We start from the raw sequence: 18,569 nt of genomic DNA, 5'->3' as shown, positions 1-18,569 counted from the left end.
ATACCGTATTACCGAAAATATAGCATGACTCAGGACGGGTGCCTACCCGCGGCATGGGCGCGGCTTCATGCCGACGCGGCGTCGGTGCAGAATTGCGGCTGCAACCAGGGAGAGGGAAACATGAACGAGGTAAAAGGAATCCGCGTCTGGCAAGGCGACATCACCACCCTCGCCGTGGACGCGATCGTCAATGCAGCCAATTCGAGCCTGCTGGGCGGCGGTGGGGTGGATGGGGCCATCCACCGGGCGGCAGGGCCGGAGCTCACCGCCTTCTGCGCCGGCCTGGGGGGCTGCCCGACGGGCGCGGCAAAGATCACGCCGGGCTTCCGGCTGCCGGCGCGCCATGTGATCCACACCGTCGGGCCGGTGTGGCGCGGAGGCGAGTGCGGAGAAGCCGCCGCGCTGACCGACTGCTATCGCAACAGCCTGGCCCTGGCCGCGGCCCACGCGCTGCGGTCGATCGCGTTCCCGGCCATCAGCTGCGGCGTGTATGGTTTTCCGCCCGAAGCCGCCGCGCGCATCGCGGTGGAAAGCTGCCGTGCCGCCCTGGCAGGGCCGGGCACGATCGACGAGATCGTGCTCGCCGCCTTCGATCAGCGCATGGCGTCGCTGCTGAGCGAAACCCTCGGCCAGATGGTTTGAGACTGCCCGCCAGACAGCCCGCCGCGGGGCCGACCGTCGGCGCAGACGCACAGGCCGCGACGGCCGAGGCGCATGCACTGCACGTCCTGCCGGCCGCAGGGCGTGGGTGACTCGCAGGCCTCGCCGTCTTCCATGTGATCGATGCGCAACAGCCCGAGAAAGCGCATCAATGCGTCCCGGCACTTGAAAACGGTCAGGCGGCCGTCGTTGGCACACAGCCAGCGCTCGTCCAAGGTGATCGCCAGGCAGCCCGCGTGGCCGCCTCCCAGCGCATGCACCCGGACCCGCGCCTGACCGAGCCGCCACAGGGGCGCCACGGCAAGCTCGAGCCAGGTGGACCGGCGTGCTTTGATTTCCATTTCCTCCTCCTTGCCTCTCAAGGAAACACCGGGCCACCCAAAGTTTCCTTGCCCCCCACGGGGGGCGGGCTGGGCGGAACCCGGCCCTGGAGGCGCTCAGGTGTGTCGCTGCGCGCCCGTAGGCCCCGCCCGGTATTGTTTTGTTTCCGGGCTTGCCAAAGATCAGGACTGTCCACGCGTCACTTTGCGTATTATCCCCAGGCGACAAAAGGACGGGGAGCTGGCAATTCCCGGAGGTCCCCCCGGGAAAACCCTGAAAAAGCAGGGCTTTATTCCACCGTCCCGCCATTTCAACCCGGAGAAAGACGATGAAACTCGAAACCCTGGCCGTTCATGGCGGCTACAGCCCGGACCCGACCACCAAGGCCGTGGCGGTTCCCATCTACCAGACCACCTCCTACGCCTTCGACGACACCCAGCACGGGGCCGACCTGTTCGATCTGAAGGTGGCGGGCAACATCTATACCCGCATCATGAACCCGACCCAGGCCGTGCTCGAAGCCCGCGTGGCGGCCATGGAAGGCGGCATCGCCGGGCTGGCGGTGGCCTCCGGGATGTCGGCCATCACCTACGCGATCCAGACCATCGCCGAAGCCGGCGACAACATCATCTCGGCCTCCACGCTCTACGGCGGCACCTACAACCTGTTCGCCCACACCCTGCCCCAGCTCGGCATCCAGGTGCGCTTTGCGGACTACCGCGACCCGGCCTCGTTTGCGCCGCTGATCGACGCCCGCACCAAGGCCATCTACTGCGAATCGGTGGGCAACCCGCTGGGCAACATCACCGACTTCGAGGCCCTGGCCGCCATCGCCCACGCCCATGGTGTCCCGCTGATCGTGGACAACACCGTGCCCTCGCCCTACCTGTGCCGGCCCATCGAGCACGGCGCCGACATCGTGGTGCATTCGCTCACCAAATACCTGGGCGGCCACGGCACCACGCTGGGCGGCATCATCGTCGACAGCGGCAAGTTCCCGTGGGCCGAGCATAAGGCGCGCTTCCCGCGGCTCAACGAGCCCGACGTGTCCTACCACGGCGTGGTGTACACCGAGGCCCTCGGCCCGGCCGCCTACATCGGTCGCGCCCGGGTGGTGCCGCTGCGGGGCATGGGCGCAGCGATCAGCCCGTTCAACGCCTTCATGATCCTGCAGGGCATCGAGACGCTGGCCCTGCGCATGGACCGCATCTGCGAGAACACCACCAAGGTGGCGGCCTTCCTGCAGAGCCACCCGAAGGCCGCGTGGGTCAATTACGCCGGCCTCGCCGACCACCCGGACCACGCCCTGGTGCAGAAGTACATGGGCGGCCGCGCGTCGGGCATCATCAACTTCGGCGTCAAGAGCGCCGACGGTGACGGCAAGTCCGCCGGCGCCCGCTTCCAGGACGCCCTCAAGCTGGTCACCCGGCTGGTGAACATCGGCGATTGCAAGAGCCTGGCCTGCCACCCGGCCTCCACGACCCACCGCCAGCTGTCCGCCGACGAACTCGCCAAGGCCGGCGTGGCGGCCGACATGGTGCGCCTGTCGATCGGCATCGAGCACATCGACGACATCCTGGCCGACATCGACCAGGCGCTGGCGGCGGTTTAAACAAAATGGGCCGGGGATGACCCGGCCCATTTTTCGCTAGCCTTTACCGCGTTCAGGTGGCACAGTCGGCGGCCTCGGTGGCCGCCGCGGTGTCGCCCCGCCGCACCCGGATGCGGTTGGCCGCACTGACGATGGCCCGCACCGAGGCCGTCACCGTGTTGCGATGCATGCCGGCACCGAAGCAGCTGCCGGCCACCCCGTCCATCGCCACCTCGACGATGGCCACCGCCGCCGCGTCGGCCCCCTCGCCCATCGAGCGCTCCTCGAAGCCCTGCACCCGAATCGGCACGCCGAGGGCCGCCACCGCAGCCTCGACCGGGCCATTGCCCTCGCCGGTAAATACCACCGGCTGGCCGCCCACCTCCGCCTCGATGCGGATGCCCTGCCGGCTGCCCGCCTCGAAGAGGTGGTGGGCCACGTAGCGCACCGGCGCATCGGCCTCGAAATACTCCTCACCGAAGAGTGTCCACAACTGGTGGGCATCCACCTCCTGGCCGCTGCGGTCGGTGAGGCGCTGCACCGCGGCACTGAACTCCACCTGCATCCGCCGCGGCATCACGAGCCCGTAGTGGGCCTGGAGCAAGTGCGCGACACCGCCCTTGCCCGACTGGCTGTTCACACGGATCACCGAATCGTAGCTGCGGCCGAGGTCGGCCGGGTCGACGGGCATGTAGGGCACGGCCCACGGGGCATCCGGACGCTGGCGCTCGAAGCCCTTCTTGATCGCGTCCTGGTGGGAACCCGAGAAGGCCGTGAACACGAGATCGCCCACGTAGGGGTGGCGGGGATGCACCGGCAACTGGGTGCATTCCTCGCTGATCCGGGCCACGGAGTTGATGTCCGAAAAATCGAGGCCCGGGTGGATACCCTGGGTGTACATGTTGAGGGCGAGGGTCACCACATCCACATTGCCGGTGCGCTCGCCGTTGCCGAAGAGGCAGCCCTCGACCCGGTCGGCGCCGGCGAGCATCGCGAGCTCGGCCGCGGCCACGGCGGTGCCCCGGTCGTTGTGGGGATGCACGCTGAGGACGATCTGCTCTCGGCGGGCGAGGTGGCGGTGCATCCACTCGACCTGGTCGGCGTACACGTTGGGCATCGCCACCTCGACGGTGGCCGGGAGGTTGAGGATCACCTTCTCGCCCGGCTGCGGGTCCCAGGCGGCGACCACCGCATCGCACACCTCGCGGGCAAAATCGAGCTCGGTGGCGGTGAAGGTTTCGGGGCTGTACTGGAGCACGAACTCGGTGCCCGGCTGCTCGGCGGCGAGCTGCTTGACGAGCATCACGCTGTCGACGGCAAGCTGGCGGACTTCGTCCCTGCTCATCCCGAACACGGTCTCGCGGAAGACCGGCGAGGTAGCGTTGTAGATGTGCACGATGACACGCCGCGCGCCGCGCACCGATTCCATGGTGCGGCGGATAAGGTGCTCGCGGGCCTGGCTCAAGACCTCGATGGTCACGTCGTCGGGGATCTCGCCGTTCTCGATGAGCTGGCGGACGAAGTCGAAATCGGTCTGGGAGGCGGAGGGGAAAGCGACTTCGATCTCCTTGAAGCCGATCGCCACGAGCTTGCGGAACATCTGCAACTTGCGGGCGGCGTTCATGGGTTCGAAGAGGGCCTGGTTGCCGTCGCGGAGATCGGTGCTCATCCAGATGGGCGGATGGGTGATCTGGCGGCTGGGCCACTGGCGGTCGGCGAGGGCGACCGGGGGAAAGGCGGAATACTTGGTGTTCGGGTTCTTCAACATGATGATCTTGTCCTTGTCTGTCGTCGGATGCGCTGCGAATGATGGGATGCGGACACGGGGCTGCCAGACTGCCGCGGGTTCGAGGCCTGGCAACCGGGGCGCAGTCGCAGGGACAGCAGGGCAAGATTCGACGAGGTCATGGCAAGGGCTCCAAAGGCTGTGCGTACGGGGGCGCATTCCGCCCACATCGGGCGACACTGGAAAAAACCAACAGGGAGGGGAGATAGATGTGTGCCCGTCAGGGCAGCAGCAGACCCAGCCCGGGGAGGGCCAGAGGAGAGAAGCGAGTGGTCTGTTGCGCGGCGTTCATGAGCGCAAAGTTAGCAGCTGGAAATCTGCGCGTCAAACATTGGTTCGATATGAAGCCCATAGCGGGCATTTATCGTGCCCTCAAACCACATTGCACCCGACGATCTGGTAGCCGGGCCCGTTTTGCAGAATGCCCGCCGGCGTGAGCTTGAGGAGGCGCCCTGCCACCTTGGCGAACACGTGGATGCCGGTGCGCAGTACGCCCGGCTCGCAGGCGATGCGCACACCCCGGCCGGCCACCGGCACGTCGCACAGGATGCCGTTCCAGCTGCGGCTGCCGTCGTCGAACACCAGCAGCTGCGGGTCGCTCGAGATCGTCTGCAGGCCCATCGCGGCGCCCCGCTCGCCCAGGCGGACCCGGCGCACCACGGCCAGCACCCAGCGCCCGCCGTCGCCCAGGTTGGCCGCCACCATCGCCCCGACCCGGCACACCTCGCCATCCACGTTGGGCGACGAGACGGCGAAGCCGTTGCGGCTGGCGTCGGTGAGCGACCAGGCGGCGGCCGGACGCATCAGCGCCTCGCCGGAGATCAGCGAGCGGATGAAGCCCAGCCCCGTCGCCAGCGCGATGGAGCCCTGCACCGGGTGGCGGCGGTACTGCCGCATCGGCGGCACCGGCCCCCACTGGCGCGACAGATGGCGGATCGCCGACGCCACAGCACCCGCGCCGACGCCGGCAAAGGCCGGGTCGAGGGCACCCTCGGCGAGCATCCGGCGCAGCTCGTCGAGCATCGGCACCGCGTCGGCAGCGCGGAAGTAGCGCAGCGAACCCGGCTGGGGCTCGGCCGCCCCGAGCACGCGGCGCGGCGCGGCGAGCTTGGCGAGATCGATCGAGAACAGGCTGCCATCCGCCGGCTCGATGGAGAGGTCGAGGGATGTTTGCAGGTAGCGCACCAGCTTGTCGGTCGCCTCGATGCGGTCGGGCGGCAGCTGGTCGAGGCTGGCGCATTGCAGGGCCACCAGCCGGGTGAACTCGCGGGAGATCGTCGAACGGGTCTCGCGCCCCTCGCGTACCGTGACCGGCACGTTGAGCCCGCCCGCCGCGTGGGCCGCCCGATAGGCGGCGCCGGCCCGGCGCCAGACGGCTTCGGTGAGCTCGTGGTAGTCGAAGGCCACCCACTTCATCTCGCCGGCCGCGGCGCGCACCATGCGGAGCAGCATCTCGAGGCGCAGGCGATTGCCGGGCTCGAGGGAGAAATCGGTGGCCAGGCCGGCCATCACGAGGTCGTAGGCGCGGCCCAGGCTGGCGTAGTAGTCGCGCCCAATCGCCTTGTAGCGCGCGCTGCGCGAGCCATAGGCGTTGGACAGGTAGAGCTCGGAGGCGTAGCGCAGCTGGGGCTGGGCCGCCTCGTCGAGGGCGACGACCAGGCGGGCCAGATCGGCGAAGGGCACCTCTTCGAACTGAAAGGAGTCGAGCCAGCGGATCACCTGGACCAGGGCCGCCGGTGCGCCGTTGCTGCCGATGTCCGCGAGCGTGCGGCCGAGGGCCTCAGCTTGGAGAAGCGGATGCGCCTTCTCGACCACCGTGCCTGCTGCCATAAACACTCGCGCCTTTCAAATTGTTGCAAAATATCGTTAAGCCTTCGATGTTAGCACAAAGGCCTTTCGAGGCCTTTGGCCCCCAGGCGTGCGGGCACACGGGGCGCCCTGGGAGGCAGGATTCGCGGCTTCGCTCGGGCCCGGATCGGTTAAAATCGGGCTCCTTTTTAAAGCCCCGGGCCCGCCATGCGACAGTACCTCGAACTCATGCGCCACGTGGCCGAACGCGGCCACAGCAAGAGCGACCGCACCGGCACCGGCACCCTCTCCGTCTTCGGCTGGCAGATGCGCTTCGATCTGGCCGAAGGCTTCCCGCTGCTCACCACAAAAAAGCTCCACACCCGCTCCATCATCCACGAGCTGTTGTGGTTTCTGCGCGGCGACACGAATATTAAATACCTGAAAGACAACGGCGTTTCGATCTGGGACGAATGGGCCGACGAAAACGGCGAGCTCGGCCCGGTCTACGGCAAGCAGTGGCGCAGCTGGGAAGCCCCTGACGGGCGCAGCATCGACCAGATCAGCCAGCTCATCGCGGCCCTCAAGAACAACCCGGACTCCCGCCGCCACATCGTGTCGGCCTGGAACCCGTCCGAGGTCGACCGCATGGCCCTGCCGCCCTGCCACGCGCTGTTCCAGTTCTACGTGGCCGGCGGCAAGCTGAGTTGCCAGCTCTACCAGCGCAGCGCCGACATCTTCCTGGGCGTGCCCTTCAACATCGCCAGCTACGCGCTGCTCACCCTGATGGTGGCCCAGGTGTGCGGCTACGAGCCGGGTGATTTCGTGTGGACCGGCGGCGACTGCCACCTGTATGCAAACCACCTCGAACAGGCCCAGCTGCAGCTCTCACGCGAACCGCGGGCCCTGCCGCAGCTACGGATCAACCCGGAGGTGAAGGACATCTTCGCGTTCAAGATCGAGGACTTCACCCTCGAGGGCTACGACCCGCACCCGCACATCAAGGCCCCGGTGGCGGTATGAGCAAGCCCATCCTGGCGCTGATCGCCGCCTGCGCCCGCGGCGGCGTGATCGGCGTCGAAAACCGCCTGCCCTGGCACCTGCCCGAAGACATGAAGTTCTTCCGCGAGACCACCCGCGGCAAGCCGGTGATCATGGGCCGCAAGACCTGGGAATCGCTCCCCGCCGCCTTCCGCCCGCTGCCGGGCCGGGTGAACATCGTGGTGAGCCGCAACCCCGCCTTCGAGGCCCGCGGCGCCAGCGTGGTCGCCAGCCTGGAGGCCGCCGTGGCGGCTGCGGGCGACGCCGAGACCGCCTTCGTGATCGGCGGCGCCGAGCTCTACCGCCAGGCCCTGCCGCTGGCCGACCGCCTGGTCCTCACCGAGATCGACCAGCCTTACGAAGGCGACGCCTTCTTCCCCGACTTCGACCGCAGCCTCTGGCACGAAACCGCCCGCGAGCCCCGCGTGGCGGAATCCGGCCTGCCGTTTGCGTTCGTCACCTACGAGCGACAAGGCTAGGGCCGGCAACAGGGGCTGGATCTCGCGGCTAAAGCAAGGGCTTCAGCCACCCCCACAACACGCCGTTCAACTCCGCCGGCCAGCGCTCCAGCGACCACCACAGCGCGAATATCCAGATCGCCAGCGCAATCATTGCCAGATTCCAGCGCAGAAGACGCCGTACCGGTTGAGCGAGACGGGTGAACTCGGCTTTCAGTTCTGGATCGTAACCCTTGTGGAAATCGCCGGCCCCTTCAAGGGCCTTTGCATGGGCTGCGCGCATCCGGTAGGCGGCAAACAGCAACGCCGCCATCAACAGCACGACACACCACAGCAGGAAGTAGCGCAACCCAAGGTCAGGCGCCGGCCAGCGGGCCCGCGCGGTTTGCAGCCAGCGCGGTAATTCGCCGGCCAGATCGGCCTGCAGAAAGCCCATCGACAGCCAAGCCGCCAGCGCCACAGCACCGCTTCCCATCGCAGACTGCAGCACCCAGGTGGTCCAGAACGCAGTCTTGCTCCGCATCGCCTCGTCATTCACCCACACCACCGGCCTCAGAACGAACGCCACCGGCCCCCACAGCCAGGAACTGGCCTTGATGTTCCAGCGGTAGAGCAGAGCCGGGACATAAATCAGAAATATCAAGCCGACTTTGATGACTGCGTTCAACACTCTCTCAACGACCGAACCGCTAGGTAAGGACATACGCCAGAGCTGGGCAACAGGAAGGCCCCCGAAGACCGGACCAGCCCCAGGCAGCAACACAGGCGGATGCAGCAGGTCAATGGTGAGCACGGTTTCCCACCAATTTTTCGCATATTCATCCAATCCTTCACTGAAATGATGCAGGGTTGCACAAAAGCGCATAAGAGTGATTCGCGAGACCATGCCCACCAATGGCAGCAAGGCAAATAACAAAGCCTGCACCTCCTTCGCATGCACAAGCGCACTATTGCCCACGATCGCGCCTGCAACGGTAGCCGCGCCCCTGACCATATCAAAGTCAACGACTGCAATCGTGACAGCTACCGCCGCTGCTATTTTCACGGCAATCTCGACTTCAGCCACATTGAACCTTGCCAACTTGGTTCCTAGAACCAAACCTAACCCAGCGATCACAATCGCGCGTACAACAACAACCGCAAGAACCCCAACCACCACGCATCCGAGGAATGATGACCAACCTCCGAGCCCCGTCAGAAAATCTGGCGCCCACGTGAAACAGATTGACCCACTCGCCATCGCGGCAAAACCCGCAATGACAACAAGTTGCGTCCGGGCGAGCAAGTTCCCACTATTCGAATAGGCTTGGAAGCTCGCCTTCCCCGCCGCAATCGAGGCCGGCGAGCGCAGTAACAGCATGGGCGCGGCCATCAAACCAACAACCGTGAACCAAGGCCACGGCGAGATCGTGGTGATCCACCAGAACAAAGCCACTGCGCACGGGACCTCCAGCACGGCGAGCACCGAAATCTGGCCCCGCGCAATGGATTCGTCGCTGCTGCACCATACCCACTTTCGCGAAGGAGGTTCGAGCGAGGAGGCGGGCTGAGCCGAGGAGTGTTCTGGTTCAACGGACATTGTTAAGGCTCATGAGCTACGGCAAGGCGGAAGCTGCCAGAAATGCTGGACAGGTGTGCCGAAGTGTAAATCGCCTCCTCTGCCCGGCCAAGCGCGCCGCGCCTTCAGACCCGAAATGAAAAAACGCCGCGGACTCCGCGGCGTTTTTATTGGGGCAGACAGGGCGCTCAGCCCCTCACACAATCCACAAAGTAGTGGATGCGCCCGTCCTTCACCTCCTTCACGAGGCCATGCACGTCGGTCTCGAAGCCCGGGAAGCGCTCGTTGAACTCGCGGGCGAACTGCAGGTAGCGCACCACCGTGCGGTTGAAGCGCTCACCCGGGATCAGCAGCGGAATGCCCGGCGGGTAGGGGGTGAGCAGCACGCTGGTGACGCGGCCTTCCAGGTCGTCGATGGGCACGCGCTCGATCTCGCGGTGGGCCATGCGGGCGAAGGCGTCGGCGGGTTTCATGGCCGGCACCATGTCCGAGAGGTACATTTCGGTGGTGAGGCGGGCCACGTCGCTGGCGCGATACACCGCGTGGATGTCGCGGCACAGGTCGCGCAGGCCGACGCGCTCGTAGCGCGGGTTCTTCTGGACGAACTCGGGCAGCACCTTCCAGAGCGGCTGGTTCTTGTCGTAGTCGTCCTTGAACTGCTGCAGCTCGGTCACCATGCTGTTCCAGCGGCCCTTTGTGATGCCGATGGTGAACATGATGAAGAAGCTGTAGAGGCCGCACTTTTCGACGATAACGCCGTGTTCGGCAAGGTACTTGGTGACGATGGCCGCCGGGATGCCGCGCTCGGCAAACTCGCCGTCCACGTCGAGGCCCGGGGTGATGATGGTGGCCTTGATCGGGTCGAGCATGTTGAAGCCTTCGGCCAGATCGCCGAAGCCGTGCCAGCGCTCGCCGGGCTTGAGCATCCAGGCCTCGCGCTCCTCGATGCCTTCCTCAGACAAGTCGTCCGGCCCCCACACCTTGAACCACCAGTCGGCGCCCCACTCCTCGTCCACCTTGCGCATGGCGCGGCGGAAGTCGAGGGCTTCGGCGATGGATTCTTCGACCAGCGCGGTGCCGCCGGGCTCTTCCATCATCGCCGCCGCCACGTCGCAGGACGCGATGATCGCGTACTGCGGGCTGGTGGAGGTGTGCATGAGGTAGGCCTCGTTGAACACGTCGCGGTCGAGGTGCTGGTTCTGGGCGTCCTGCACCAGGATCTGCGAGGCCTGGGACAGGCCGGCCAGCAGCTTGTGGGTGGACTGGGTCGAAAAGATCATCGACTCGCGGCAGCGGGGCCGATCGGCGCCGATGGCGTGGTAATCGCCGTAGAAATCGTGGAAGGCCGCGTGGGGCAGCCAGGCCTCGTCGAAGTGCAGCGTGTCGATCTTGCCGTCGAGTTCGTCCTTGATGGCCTCCACGTTGTAGAGCACGCCGTCGTAGGTGGACTGGGTGATGGTGAGCACCCGCGGCTTGACCGTTTTATCGGCGATGAAGGGGTTGGCGGCGATCTTCTTCTGAATGCTCTCCCAGTCGAACTCGCTGCGCGGGATCGGGCCGATGATGCCGAAGTTGTTGCGGGTCGGCATCAGGAAGACCGGGATCGCGCCGGTCATCATGATCGCGTGGAGCACCGACTTGTGGCAGTTGCGGTCGACCACCACCACGTCGCCCGGCGCCACGGTGGAGTGCCAGACGATCTTGTTGGAGGTGGACGTGCCGTTGGTGACGAAGTACAGGTGGTCGCAGTTGAAGATGCGCGCCGCATTGCGCTCGGAGGCCGCCACCGGGCCGGTGTGGTCGAGCAGCTGGCCGAGCTCTTCGACAGCATTGCAGACGTCGGCGCGGAGCATGTTCTCGCCGAAGAACTGGTGGAACATCTGCCCCACCGGGCTCTTCAGGAAGGCGACGCCGCCGGAGTGGCCGGGGCAGTGCCACGAATACGAGCCGTCGGACGCGTAATGGACCAGGGCCTGGAAGAACGGCGGCGGCAGGGACTCGAGGTAGGCCTTGGCCTCGCGCACCACGTTGCGGGCGATGAACTCCGGCGTGTCCTCGTACATGTGGATGAAGCCATGCAGCTCGCGCAGCACATCGTTGGGGATGTGGCGGGAGGTGCGGGTCTCGCCGTGCAGGAAGATGGGGATGTCGGCGTTGCGCATCCGGATCTCGCTGACGAAGGCGCGCAGGTCGGCGATGGCCTTGGCGGCGGCCTCGGGCGACGAGAACTCCTCGTCGTCGATGGACAGGATGAAGGCCGAGCCGCGGCTCTGCTGCTGGGCGAAGGACGCCATGTCACCGTAGCTGGTCACGCCCAGAACCTGCAGGCCTTCCTTCTCGATGGCTTCCGCCAGGGCGCGGATGCCCAGGCCAGAGGTGTTTTCCGAACGGTAATCCTCGTCGATGACGATGACCGGAAAATTGAAGCGCATGCTCGACTCCTCGATGCCCACGCTGGGGCGGGCGGGATCAACAAAAAGCTTTGGGCGGACCCGCGTGGCTACGCGTGGTCCGCCCGATGTTCAAAACTCTAGCCTACAAGTATTTCAGATTTTCGGCAGCGTGACGCCGGTCTGCCCCAGATACTTGCCGCCCCGGTCTTTGTACGACGTGGCGCACACCTCGTCGGACTCGAAGAACAGCATCTGGGCCACGCCCTCGTTGGCGTAGATCTTGGCGGGCAGCGGCGTGGTGTTGGAAAACTCCAGCGTCACATGGCCCTCCCACTCGGGCTCGAGGGGCGTCACATTGACGATGATGCCGCAGCGGGCATAGGTGGACTTGCCCAGGCACACCGTGAGCACGCTGCGCGGGATGCGGAAGTATTCCACCGTGCGGGCCAGCGCGAAGGAGTTCGGCGGGATGATGCACACGTCGCCGGTGAAATCCACGAAGTTCCGCTCGTCGAAGTTCTTCGGGTCGACGATGGTGGAGTTGATGTTCGTGAAGATCTTGAATTCGTTGGCGACGCGCACGTCGTAGCCGTAGCTCGAGGTGCCGTAGGAGACGATCTTGCCGCCCTCGTTCTGGCGCACCAGCTCCGGGGCAAAGGGCTCGATCATCTGTGCATCGCCCTCCGCCATGCGGCGAATCCACTTGTCCGACTTGATGCTCACGCTGGCAGCCCTTGCTCAAAAACGCGCATTCTACATGCAGCCCGGCGGAAATTTCCGGGCAATCCGCAACGCCATCGCCCGGGGCTGGCCCGAGCAGGCGATGATCAGTCCTTCTTGGGTGCGGGCTCGTCGTCCTTCACCACGTCGTAGATGCCCTTGCCGACCTTGAACGGCACCTTGACGACCTCGACGCCCACGTCGACGGCGGTGCCGACCACCGTGCCGACGATGCAGCCGGACAGGCCCAGGGTTGCAAGCGCGAGCACGCCTGCGCCGGCCAGCTTGATGAAACGCTTCATGTGTTCTGTACCACGATGTTGGGGAATTTGTGGCTCATGTCCTTGGCCCGCTCGGCCACGGTGATCGCCACCCGGCGGGCGATGCCCTTGTAGAGCTCGGCGACACGGCCGTCCGGGTCGGCGACCACGGTGGGCACGCCGCTGTCGACTTCCTTGCGGATCTGGATGTCGAGCGGCAGCGCCCCCAGGAAGGGCACGCCGTAGTCCTTGCACATGGCCTCGCCACCACCGGCGCCGAAGATGTGCTCCTCATGGCCGCACTTCGAGCAGATGTGGATGCTCATGTTCTCGACGATGCCGATGATCGGCACGCCGACCTTCTCGAACATCTTGAGGCCCTTGCGGGCGTCGAGCAAGGCGATATCCTGGGGCGTCGTGACAATCACCGCACCGGTCACCGGAACGGTCTGCGACAGCGTCAGCTGGATGTCGCCGGTGCCCGGCGGCATGTCGATGATCAGGTAATCCAGATCCTGCCAGTGGGTGTCCTTGAGCAGCTGGTTGAGGGCCTGGGTGGCCATCGGGCCGCGCCACACCATCGGCGTCTCCACATCCACCAGAAAGCCGATCGACATCACCTGCAGGCCGTGGGCCTCGAGCGGCTCCATGGTCTTGCCGTCGTGGCTCTCGGGGCGCTCGCCGCCGATGCCCAGCATCTGCGGCTGGGACGGGCCGTAGATGTCGGCGTCCAGCATGCCCACCCTGGCCCCTTCGGCCACCAGCGCCAGCGCCAGGTTGACCGCCGTGGTGCTCTTGCCCACGCCGCCCTTGCCCGAGGCCACCGCGATGATGTTCTTCACCCCCGGCAGCAGCTTCACGCCCTGCTGCACGGCGTGGGGGACGATCTTGACGTGCACATTGGCGCTCACGTTGCCGACGCCCGGCACCGCCTTCACCTGGGCGATCAGCGCGGCACGGATGGCGTCGATCTGCGTTTTTGCCGGGTAGCCCAGCTCGATGTCGAAGGACACGTCGGCGCCGCTCACGCGCAGGTTCTTCACCGCGCGGGACGCAACGTAATCCTTGCCGGTGTTGGGGTCGGCAAACTGCTTGATGCTGTCGAGGACGCTTTGTTCGCTGAGGCTCATGGTGTCGGTGGCCGGTTTGCGGCGAAAGAAGGAGAACATGGGTCGGACGGGAGCGGTAAAACCCGAGTAATTTGGTACAGTTTAACCAAAAGCCGGCCCGACGTTAAGCACCGGGCCGAATGCCACGCCGGGCACCACGCCTCGGCCCGGTACGGAGAGCCCCGCAGCGCCCCGGCGCGCACCGCAGCCCGCACCGCAACCCTTGGGCCGGCCCGCGCTTTGCTAGAATGCGGGGCTTAGAACAATCACGCATCAGGCCCCACCCATGACTTCCGTGCGCAAGATCCTCGTCACCAATGCCCTGCCCTACGCCAACGGCGACATCCACCTCGGCCACCTGGTGGGCTACATCCAGGCCGACATCTGGGTGCGTTACCAGCGCATGCGCGGCAACCAGGTGCATTACGTCTGCGCCGACGACACCCACGGCACGCCGGTCATGCTGCGCGCCGAAAAAGAGGGCCTGACCCCCGAGCAGCTCATCGACCGCGTGCACGGCGAGCACAGCCGCGACTTCCGCGACTTCGGCGTGGCCTTCGACAACTACCACTCGACCCACAGCCCCGAGAACCGCTGGTACGCCGAAGACATCTACACCCGGCTGCGCGACGGCGCCAAGCTCATCGACACCCGCTCCATCGAGCAGTTCTACGACCCGGTCAAGGAGATGTTCCTGCCCGACCGCTTCATCAAGGGCGAGTGCCCCAAGTGCGGCGCGGCGGACCAGTACGGCGACAACTGCGAGGCCTGCGGCGCCGCCTACGCCCCCACCGAGCTCAAGAACCCCTACTCGGCCGTCTCCGGCGCCAAGCCGGTGCTGCGCACCTCAGAGCACTACTTCTTCCGCCTGTCCGACCCGCAGGCCGTCGAGTTCCTGCGCGGCTGGACCCAGGGCAGCACCCCCGACGGCAGCCGCCGCCTGCAGCAGGAGGCCGCCAACAAGATGAAGGAGTGGCTCGGCGAGGCCGGCGAGAACAAGCTCTCCGACTGGGACATCTCCCGCGACGCGCCCTACTTCGGCTTCGAGATCCCCGGCGCGCCGGGCAAGTACTTCTATGTGTGGCTCGACGCCCCGATCGGCTACTTCGCCAGCTTCAAGAACCTCGCCGACAAGCGCGGCGACATTAACGTCGCCGAATTCACCGAAGCCGGCCCGGCCGCGGCGGCCGGCACCGAGCTGATCCACTTCATCGGCAAGGACATCCTGTATTTCCACGCCCTGTTCTGGCCCGCGATGCTGCACTTCGCCGGCTACCGCGCGCCGACCCAGCTGAGCGTGAATGGCTTTCTCACCGTCGACGGCGCCAAGATGAGCAAGAGCCGCGGCACCTTCATCACCGCCCGCAGCTACCTCGATCAAAAGCTCAACCCCGAGTGGCTGCGCTACTACTTCGCCGGCAAGTCCAACGGCACCATGGAAGACGTCGACCTCAACCTCGACGACATGATCGCCAAGGTCAATTCCGATCTGGTCGGCAAGTTCGTCAATATCGCCAGCCGCTGCGCGGGCTTCATCGCCAAGCGCTTTGGCGGCCAGCTCGCCGCCCACGACCCGGCCATCGGCCTCGACTGGAAGGCCGACGAGGTCGCCGCCGCCTTCGAGGCCCGCGACTTCAGCCGCGCCCTGCGCAAGATCATGGAGTTCGCCGACCAGGCCAACGGCTACGTCAACGACAACAAGCCCTGGGAGCTCGCCAAGCTCGAGGGCCAGGACGCCCGCCTGCACGTCGTGTGCTCCACCGCAATCAACATCTTCAAGGCCCTCACCGGCCTCCTCAAGCCCGTGCTGCCGGCCCTCGCCGCCCAGGTCGAGGACTTCCTGGCGATCACCCCGATCACCTGGGCCGACGCCCTCGCGCCGCTCCCCGCCGGCCACGCCATCAAGCCCTACACCCACCTCATGACCCGCATCGAGCGCAAGCAGGTCGACGCCCTCCTCGAGGCCAACCGCGACTCCCTCGCCCCGGCCGCCGACGCCAAGCCGGCCAAGGCTGCCGCCAAGGAGGCCCACTCCGAGCAGCGCCACGCCCAGCACCAGGCCCACGCCGCCGCCACCGAAACCGCCCAGGCCAGCGAGTTCGAGCCCTTCATCTCGATCGACGACTTCACCAAGGTCGACCTCCGCATCGCCCGCATCGTCTCGGCCGAGCACGTCGAGGGCGCAGCCAAGCTCATCAAGCTGATGCTCGACATCGGCGAGCCGCAGCCGCGCCAGGTGTTCGCCGGCATCAAGAGCGCCTACGACCCGGCCACCCTGGTCGGCCGCCTCACCGTGATGGTCGCCAACCTGGCGCCGCGCAAGATGAAGTTCGGCATGTCCGAGGGCATGGTGCTGGCCGCCTCCGGCGAGGGCAACCCCGGCCTCTTCATCCTCAGCCCCGACGCCGGCGCCCAGCCCGGCATGCGGGTCAAGTGACGGCCCGGGCGGCGCCACACGCCGGGCTACGTAAGCCCAGCGTCAGCGCCGCCCCCTAGACTGAGTCCCGACATGCAAAACCGGCAATCTCCCCTTCCCCGCCTCACCCCGGCCTTCTGGGGCTGGGCGCTGCTCGACATCATCGGCGTGCTGGTGCTCGCGGTGGGCGCGGCCTACCTCATGGAAGACCGTGCCTCCATCCTGCCCGGCTTTCCGGCCAACACGCTGCAGGCCTGGATCTGCATCGGTGGTGGCATCGTCACCGTCTTCATCGCGGCCGTGAAGATGCTGGTCGAGGTCATGCATGCCGCCTCCCGCGGCAAATCCGCCGCCAACGACGGCCGCTTCTCGTAGATCACGCCGGCCGTGCCGCTGACCCCGAGCAAACGCTGGATCATCCAGCACCGCACCGGCCCCGGCCAAAGCCCTCCGCACCTGGCGCCCCACGGCGCCGCGCCCATTCCCCCTCGACTGCGGAGGCACCATGAAATTCTCGTTCCACCCCAAGCTCCTCGACACCCTGCCCGGCTACGGCAAGGGGCAGCTCAGCCATGACGTCTCCGCCGGCCTGACGGTCGGCGTACTGGCGCTGCCGCTGGCGATGGCCTTCGCGATTGCCTCCGGCATGTCGCCCACCGCCGGCATCTGGACGGCCATCGTGGCCGGCTTCATCATCTCGGCCCTCGGCGGCTCGCGGGTGCAGATCGGCGGCCCCACCGGCGCCTTCATCCCCATCATCTACGCCATCGTCGTCGACTACGGCGTGCAGAACCTGCTGGTGGCCACCATGCTGGCCGGCGCCATGCTGGTGGCGATGGGCGTCTTCCGCATCGGCAACCTGATCCGCTTCATCCCCAAGACGGTGGTGATCGGCTTCACCAACGGCATCGCGGTGGTGATCTTTCTCGCCCAGATCAAGGATTTCCTCGGCCTCCAGATCGAGCACATGCCCGGCGAGTTCTTCGGCAAGGTCAAGGCCCTGGTCACCCACCTGGACACCCTCGACATCCCCACCGTCGCCCTGTCGGTGGCCTCGCTGCTGGTGCTGCTGTCGTGGAACCGCCTGGCGCGGCGCTACCCGGCGGTCGGCCGGCTGCCGGGGCCGCTGGGTGTGCTGGTGCTGGCCACCGCGGCCAACGCCATCCTGCAGCTGCCGGTCGAGACCATCGGCAGCCGCTTCAACGGCATCCCCCAGGAGCTGCCCGCCATCGGGCTGCCCGAGCTCTCCCTCGCCACGCTGGGCAAGCTGATCTCCCCGGCGCTCACCATCGCGCTCCTGGGCGCCATCGAATCGCTGCTGTCGGCGCGGGTCGCCGATTCGGCCATCGACGACCGCCACGACCCCAACCAGGAGCTCATCGCCCAGGGCCTCGCCAACCTGGTGGCGCCGCTCTTCGGCGGCTTTGCGGCCACCGGCGCCATCGCCCGCACCGCCACCAACGTGCGCACCGGCGGCCGCACGCCGGTGGCCGGCATCGCCCACGCGTTCGTGCTCCTCGCCATCGTGCTGGTGTTCGCCCCCTTCGCCCGCCACATCCCCCTCGCCACCCTGTCGGCGATCGTCGTGGTGGTGTCGATCAACATGGGCGAATGGCACGAGTTCAAGGGCCTCAGCCGCTTCTCGCTGCCCTACCGCACGACCCTGCTGACCACCTTCTTCGTCACCGTGCTGTTCGACCTCACCCTCGCCGTCGAGCTCGGCATGGTGCTGGCGAGCCTGTTCTTCATCTACCGGATGTCCGACCTCACCCGCGTCGAGCGCCTGCCCCTCGCCGAGCTGTCGATGATGCCCGGCTTCCTCTACCCCGACGGCGCCCCGCGGGTGGTGGCCTATTCCGTGTACGGCTCGCTGTTCTTCGGCGCCATCCACAAGCTCGAGGCCCTGCTCGACCCCGCCGAGAACCACCCCGAGGTGGTCATCCTCGAGATGCAGCACCTGGTGAGCATGGACACCACCGGCATGGAAGGCCTCGAGAGCCTGTGCAAGAACCTCCACAAACGCGGCTGCGCGCTGATCCTGTGCAACCTCAACACCCAGCCCGAATCCCTCATCCGGCGCTCGGGCTTCGGCGACGAGGTCGGCCCCAACAACCTGTGCAGCGACCTCTACAGCGCCCTCGCCCGGGCCCGCCAGCTCCTGCCGAGGTTCATGGATGAAGACACCCTCTGAAGCGTCCGCCCGCCTGCTGCGCATCCGCGGCCTGGTGCAGGGAGTCGGCTACCGCAACGCCCTTCACCTTGAAGCCACCCGCCTCGGGCTCTCCGGCTGGGTGCGCAACCGCAGCGACGGCAGCGTCGAGGCCCTCGTCGCCGGCCCCGCACCGGCCCTCGACGAACTCATCGCCTGGGCGCGCCGTGGGCCACCGGCCGCCCGGGTCGGCGAGGTGAGCTGGGAGGCCGCCCCAGCCCCCGTCGAGGCGGGTTTCCGCCGCGAGGAGACCCTTTAA

At 66.6% G+C, this 18,569-nt stretch carries 16 protein-coding genes; 8 read left to right on the top strand and 8 right to left on the bottom strand.

Annotation, left to right across the window (positions count from 1 at the left end):
- Positions 1-120 precede the first annotated feature (120 nt).
- Complete coding sequence (locus tag ZRA01_RS07925) at positions 121-642, top strand: O-acetyl-ADP-ribose deacetylase (protein WP_141351026.1); 522 nt, start codon at positions 121-123, stop codon at positions 640-642.
- Here the strand turns inward: ZRA01_RS07925 and ZRA01_RS07920 are convergent.
- Positions 594-1,001, bottom strand: coding sequence for a hypothetical protein (locus ZRA01_RS07920; protein ID WP_141351024.1), 408 nt, complete (start codon positions 999-1,001; stop codon positions 594-596). The two genes, ZRA01_RS07925 and ZRA01_RS07920, sit on opposite strands and share 49 nt — an antisense overlap.
- A 308-nt stretch (positions 1,002-1,309) precedes the next feature.
- Between ZRA01_RS07920 and ZRA01_RS07910 the strand changes: the two genes are divergently transcribed.
- On the top strand, positions 1,310-2,593 hold the full coding sequence (locus ZRA01_RS07910; protein ID WP_141351022.1) for an O-acetylhomoserine aminocarboxypropyltransferase/cysteine synthase family protein: 1,284 nt from the start codon (positions 1,310-1,312) through the stop codon (positions 2,591-2,593).
- A gap of 52 nt (positions 2,594-2,645) precedes the next feature.
- On the opposite strand, the gene leuA is transcribed toward ZRA01_RS07910, so the two are convergent.
- Both leuA and ZRA01_RS07900 read right to left on the bottom strand, forming a co-directional pair.
- Positions 2,646-4,340 carry a 2-isopropylmalate synthase gene (gene leuA, locus ZRA01_RS07905; RefSeq protein ID WP_218028680.1) on the bottom strand — a complete coding sequence of 565 codons (1,695 nt, stop codon included), beginning with the start codon at positions 4,338-4,340 and terminating at the stop codon, positions 2,646-2,648.
- Positions 4,341-4,730: 390 nt separating this feature from the next.
- The gene (locus ZRA01_RS07900; RefSeq protein ID WP_141351020.1) at positions 4,731-6,188 is read right to left on the bottom strand and encodes a cyclic-di-GMP receptor FimW-related protein; all 1,458 of its coding nucleotides are present in this window, start codon (positions 6,186-6,188) and stop codon (positions 4,731-4,733) included.
- Between the two features lie 186 nt (positions 6,189-6,374).
- Between ZRA01_RS07900 and ZRA01_RS07895 the strand changes: the two genes are divergently transcribed.
- Both ZRA01_RS07895 and ZRA01_RS07890 read left to right on the top strand, forming a co-directional pair.
- Entirely contained in the window at positions 6,375-7,169 is a 795-nt protein-coding gene (locus ZRA01_RS07895) for a thymidylate synthase (RefSeq protein ID WP_141351018.1), read from the top strand.
- Positions 7,166-7,666: a dihydrofolate reductase gene (locus ZRA01_RS07890; protein WP_141351016.1), complete on the top strand. Its 501-nt coding sequence runs from the start codon at positions 7,166-7,168 to the stop codon at positions 7,664-7,666. Before ZRA01_RS07895 ends, ZRA01_RS07890 begins: the two co-directional genes overlap by 4 nt.
- Before the next feature lie 28 nt (positions 7,667-7,694).
- Here the strand turns inward: ZRA01_RS07890 and ZRA01_RS07885 are convergent, their stop codons facing one another.
- From ZRA01_RS07885 to apbC, 5 genes are all read right to left on the bottom strand, one after another.
- A complete protein-coding gene (locus tag ZRA01_RS07885) occupies positions 7,695-9,224 on the bottom strand; it encodes a hypothetical protein (RefSeq protein WP_141351014.1) in 1,530 nt (509 codons plus the stop codon).
- Positions 9,225-9,391: 167 nt separating this feature from the next.
- Positions 9,392-11,635, bottom strand: a complete 2,244-nt coding sequence (locus ZRA01_RS07880; protein WP_141351012.1) for an arginine/lysine/ornithine decarboxylase — start codon at positions 11,633-11,635, stop codon at positions 9,392-9,394.
- Between the two features lie 114 nt (positions 11,636-11,749).
- Positions 11,750-12,319 (bottom strand): dCTP deaminase, encoded by a 570-nt coding sequence (gene dcd, locus ZRA01_RS07875; RefSeq protein WP_141351010.1) that lies wholly within the window; start codon positions 12,317-12,319, stop codon positions 11,750-11,752.
- Between the two features lie 104 nt (positions 12,320-12,423).
- The gene (locus tag ZRA01_RS07870) at positions 12,424-12,618 is read right to left on the bottom strand and encodes a hypothetical protein (RefSeq protein WP_141351008.1); all 195 of its coding nucleotides are present in this window, start codon (positions 12,616-12,618) and stop codon (positions 12,424-12,426) included.
- The gene (gene apbC / locus ZRA01_RS07865; RefSeq protein WP_141351065.1) at positions 12,615-13,706 is read right to left on the bottom strand and encodes an iron-sulfur cluster carrier protein ApbC; all 1,092 of its coding nucleotides are present in this window, start codon (positions 13,704-13,706) and stop codon (positions 12,615-12,617) included. The genes ZRA01_RS07870 and apbC overlap by 4 nt, the downstream gene beginning before the upstream one ends.
- A 265-nt stretch (positions 13,707-13,971) precedes the next feature.
- Here apbC and metG point away from each other — a divergent pair, with 265 nt between their 5' ends.
- From metG to ZRA01_RS07845, 4 genes are all read left to right on the top strand, one after another.
- Positions 13,972-16,122 carry a methionine--tRNA ligase gene (metG, locus tag ZRA01_RS07860; RefSeq protein WP_141351006.1) on the top strand — a complete coding sequence of 717 codons (2,151 nt, stop codon included), beginning with the start codon at positions 13,972-13,974 and terminating at the stop codon, positions 16,120-16,122.
- A 72-nt stretch (positions 16,123-16,194) separates the two neighbouring features.
- Positions 16,195-16,476, top strand: a complete 282-nt coding sequence (locus tag ZRA01_RS07855; RefSeq protein ID WP_141351004.1) for a hypothetical protein — start codon at positions 16,195-16,197, stop codon at positions 16,474-16,476.
- Between the two features lie 130 nt (positions 16,477-16,606).
- On the top strand, positions 16,607-18,292 hold the full coding sequence (locus ZRA01_RS07850; protein ID WP_141351002.1) for a SulP family inorganic anion transporter: 1,686 nt from the start codon (positions 16,607-16,609) through the stop codon (positions 18,290-18,292).
- Positions 18,276-18,569 carry an acylphosphatase gene (locus ZRA01_RS07845; RefSeq protein ID WP_141351000.1) on the top strand — a complete coding sequence of 98 codons (294 nt, stop codon included), beginning with the start codon at positions 18,276-18,278 and terminating at the stop codon, positions 18,567-18,569. The genes ZRA01_RS07850 and ZRA01_RS07845 overlap by 17 nt, the downstream gene beginning before the upstream one ends.

It is taken from the genome of Zoogloea ramigera, from assembly GCF_006539865.1.
Taxonomy (GTDB): Bacteria; Pseudomonadota; Gammaproteobacteria; order Burkholderiales; family Rhodocyclaceae; genus Zoogloea; species Zoogloea ramigera.
The sequence above is the reverse complement of the archived record's forward strand: the minus strand, read 5'-3'. Positions and strand labels throughout refer to the sequence as shown.

Excerpts from the sequence above, each read along its gene's own strand:
- metG (WP_141351006.1), top strand. The coding sequence starts at position 13,972 with ATGACTTCCGTGCGCAAGATCCTCGTCACCAATGCCCTGCCCTACGCC.
- ZRA01_RS07850 (WP_141351002.1), top strand. The coding sequence starts at position 16,607 with ATGAAATTCTCGTTCCACCCCAAGCTCCTCGACACCCTGCCCGGCTAC.
- ZRA01_RS07900 (WP_141351020.1), bottom strand. The coding sequence starts at position 6,188 with ATGGCAGCAGGCACGGTGGTCGAGAAGGCGCATCCGCTTCTCCAAGCT.
- apbC (WP_141351065.1), bottom strand. The coding sequence starts at position 13,706 with ATGAGCCTCAGCGAACAAAGCGTCCTCGACAGCATCAAGCAGTTTGCC.
- ZRA01_RS07890 (WP_141351016.1), top strand. The coding sequence starts at position 7,166 with ATGAGCAAGCCCATCCTGGCGCTGATCGCCGCCTGCGCCCGCGGCGGC.
- ZRA01_RS07845 (WP_141351000.1), top strand. The coding sequence starts at position 18,276 with ATGAAGACACCCTCTGAAGCGTCCGCCCGCCTGCTGCGCATCCGCGGC.
- leuA (WP_218028680.1), bottom strand. The coding sequence starts at position 4,340 with ATGTTGAAGAACCCGAACACCAAGTATTCCGCCTTTCCCCCGGTCGCC.
- ZRA01_RS07925 (WP_141351026.1), top strand. The coding sequence starts at position 121 with ATGAACGAGGTAAAAGGAATCCGCGTCTGGCAAGGCGACATCACCACC.
- ZRA01_RS07895 (WP_141351018.1), top strand. The coding sequence starts at position 6,375 with ATGCGACAGTACCTCGAACTCATGCGCCACGTGGCCGAACGCGGCCAC.
- ZRA01_RS07910 (WP_141351022.1), top strand. The coding sequence starts at position 1,310 with ATGAAACTCGAAACCCTGGCCGTTCATGGCGGCTACAGCCCGGACCCG.
- ZRA01_RS07870 (WP_141351008.1), bottom strand. The coding sequence starts at position 12,618 with ATGAAGCGTTTCATCAAGCTGGCCGGCGCAGGCGTGCTCGCGCTTGCA.
- ZRA01_RS07855 (WP_141351004.1), top strand. The coding sequence starts at position 16,195 with ATGCAAAACCGGCAATCTCCCCTTCCCCGCCTCACCCCGGCCTTCTGG.
- ZRA01_RS07885 (WP_141351014.1), bottom strand. The coding sequence starts at position 9,224 with ATGTCCGTTGAACCAGAACACTCCTCGGCTCAGCCCGCCTCCTCGCTC.
- ZRA01_RS07880 (WP_141351012.1), bottom strand. The coding sequence starts at position 11,635 with ATGCGCTTCAATTTTCCGGTCATCGTCATCGACGAGGATTACCGTTCG.
- ZRA01_RS07920 (WP_141351024.1), bottom strand. The coding sequence starts at position 1,001 with ATGGAAATCAAAGCACGCCGGTCCACCTGGCTCGAGCTTGCCGTGGCG.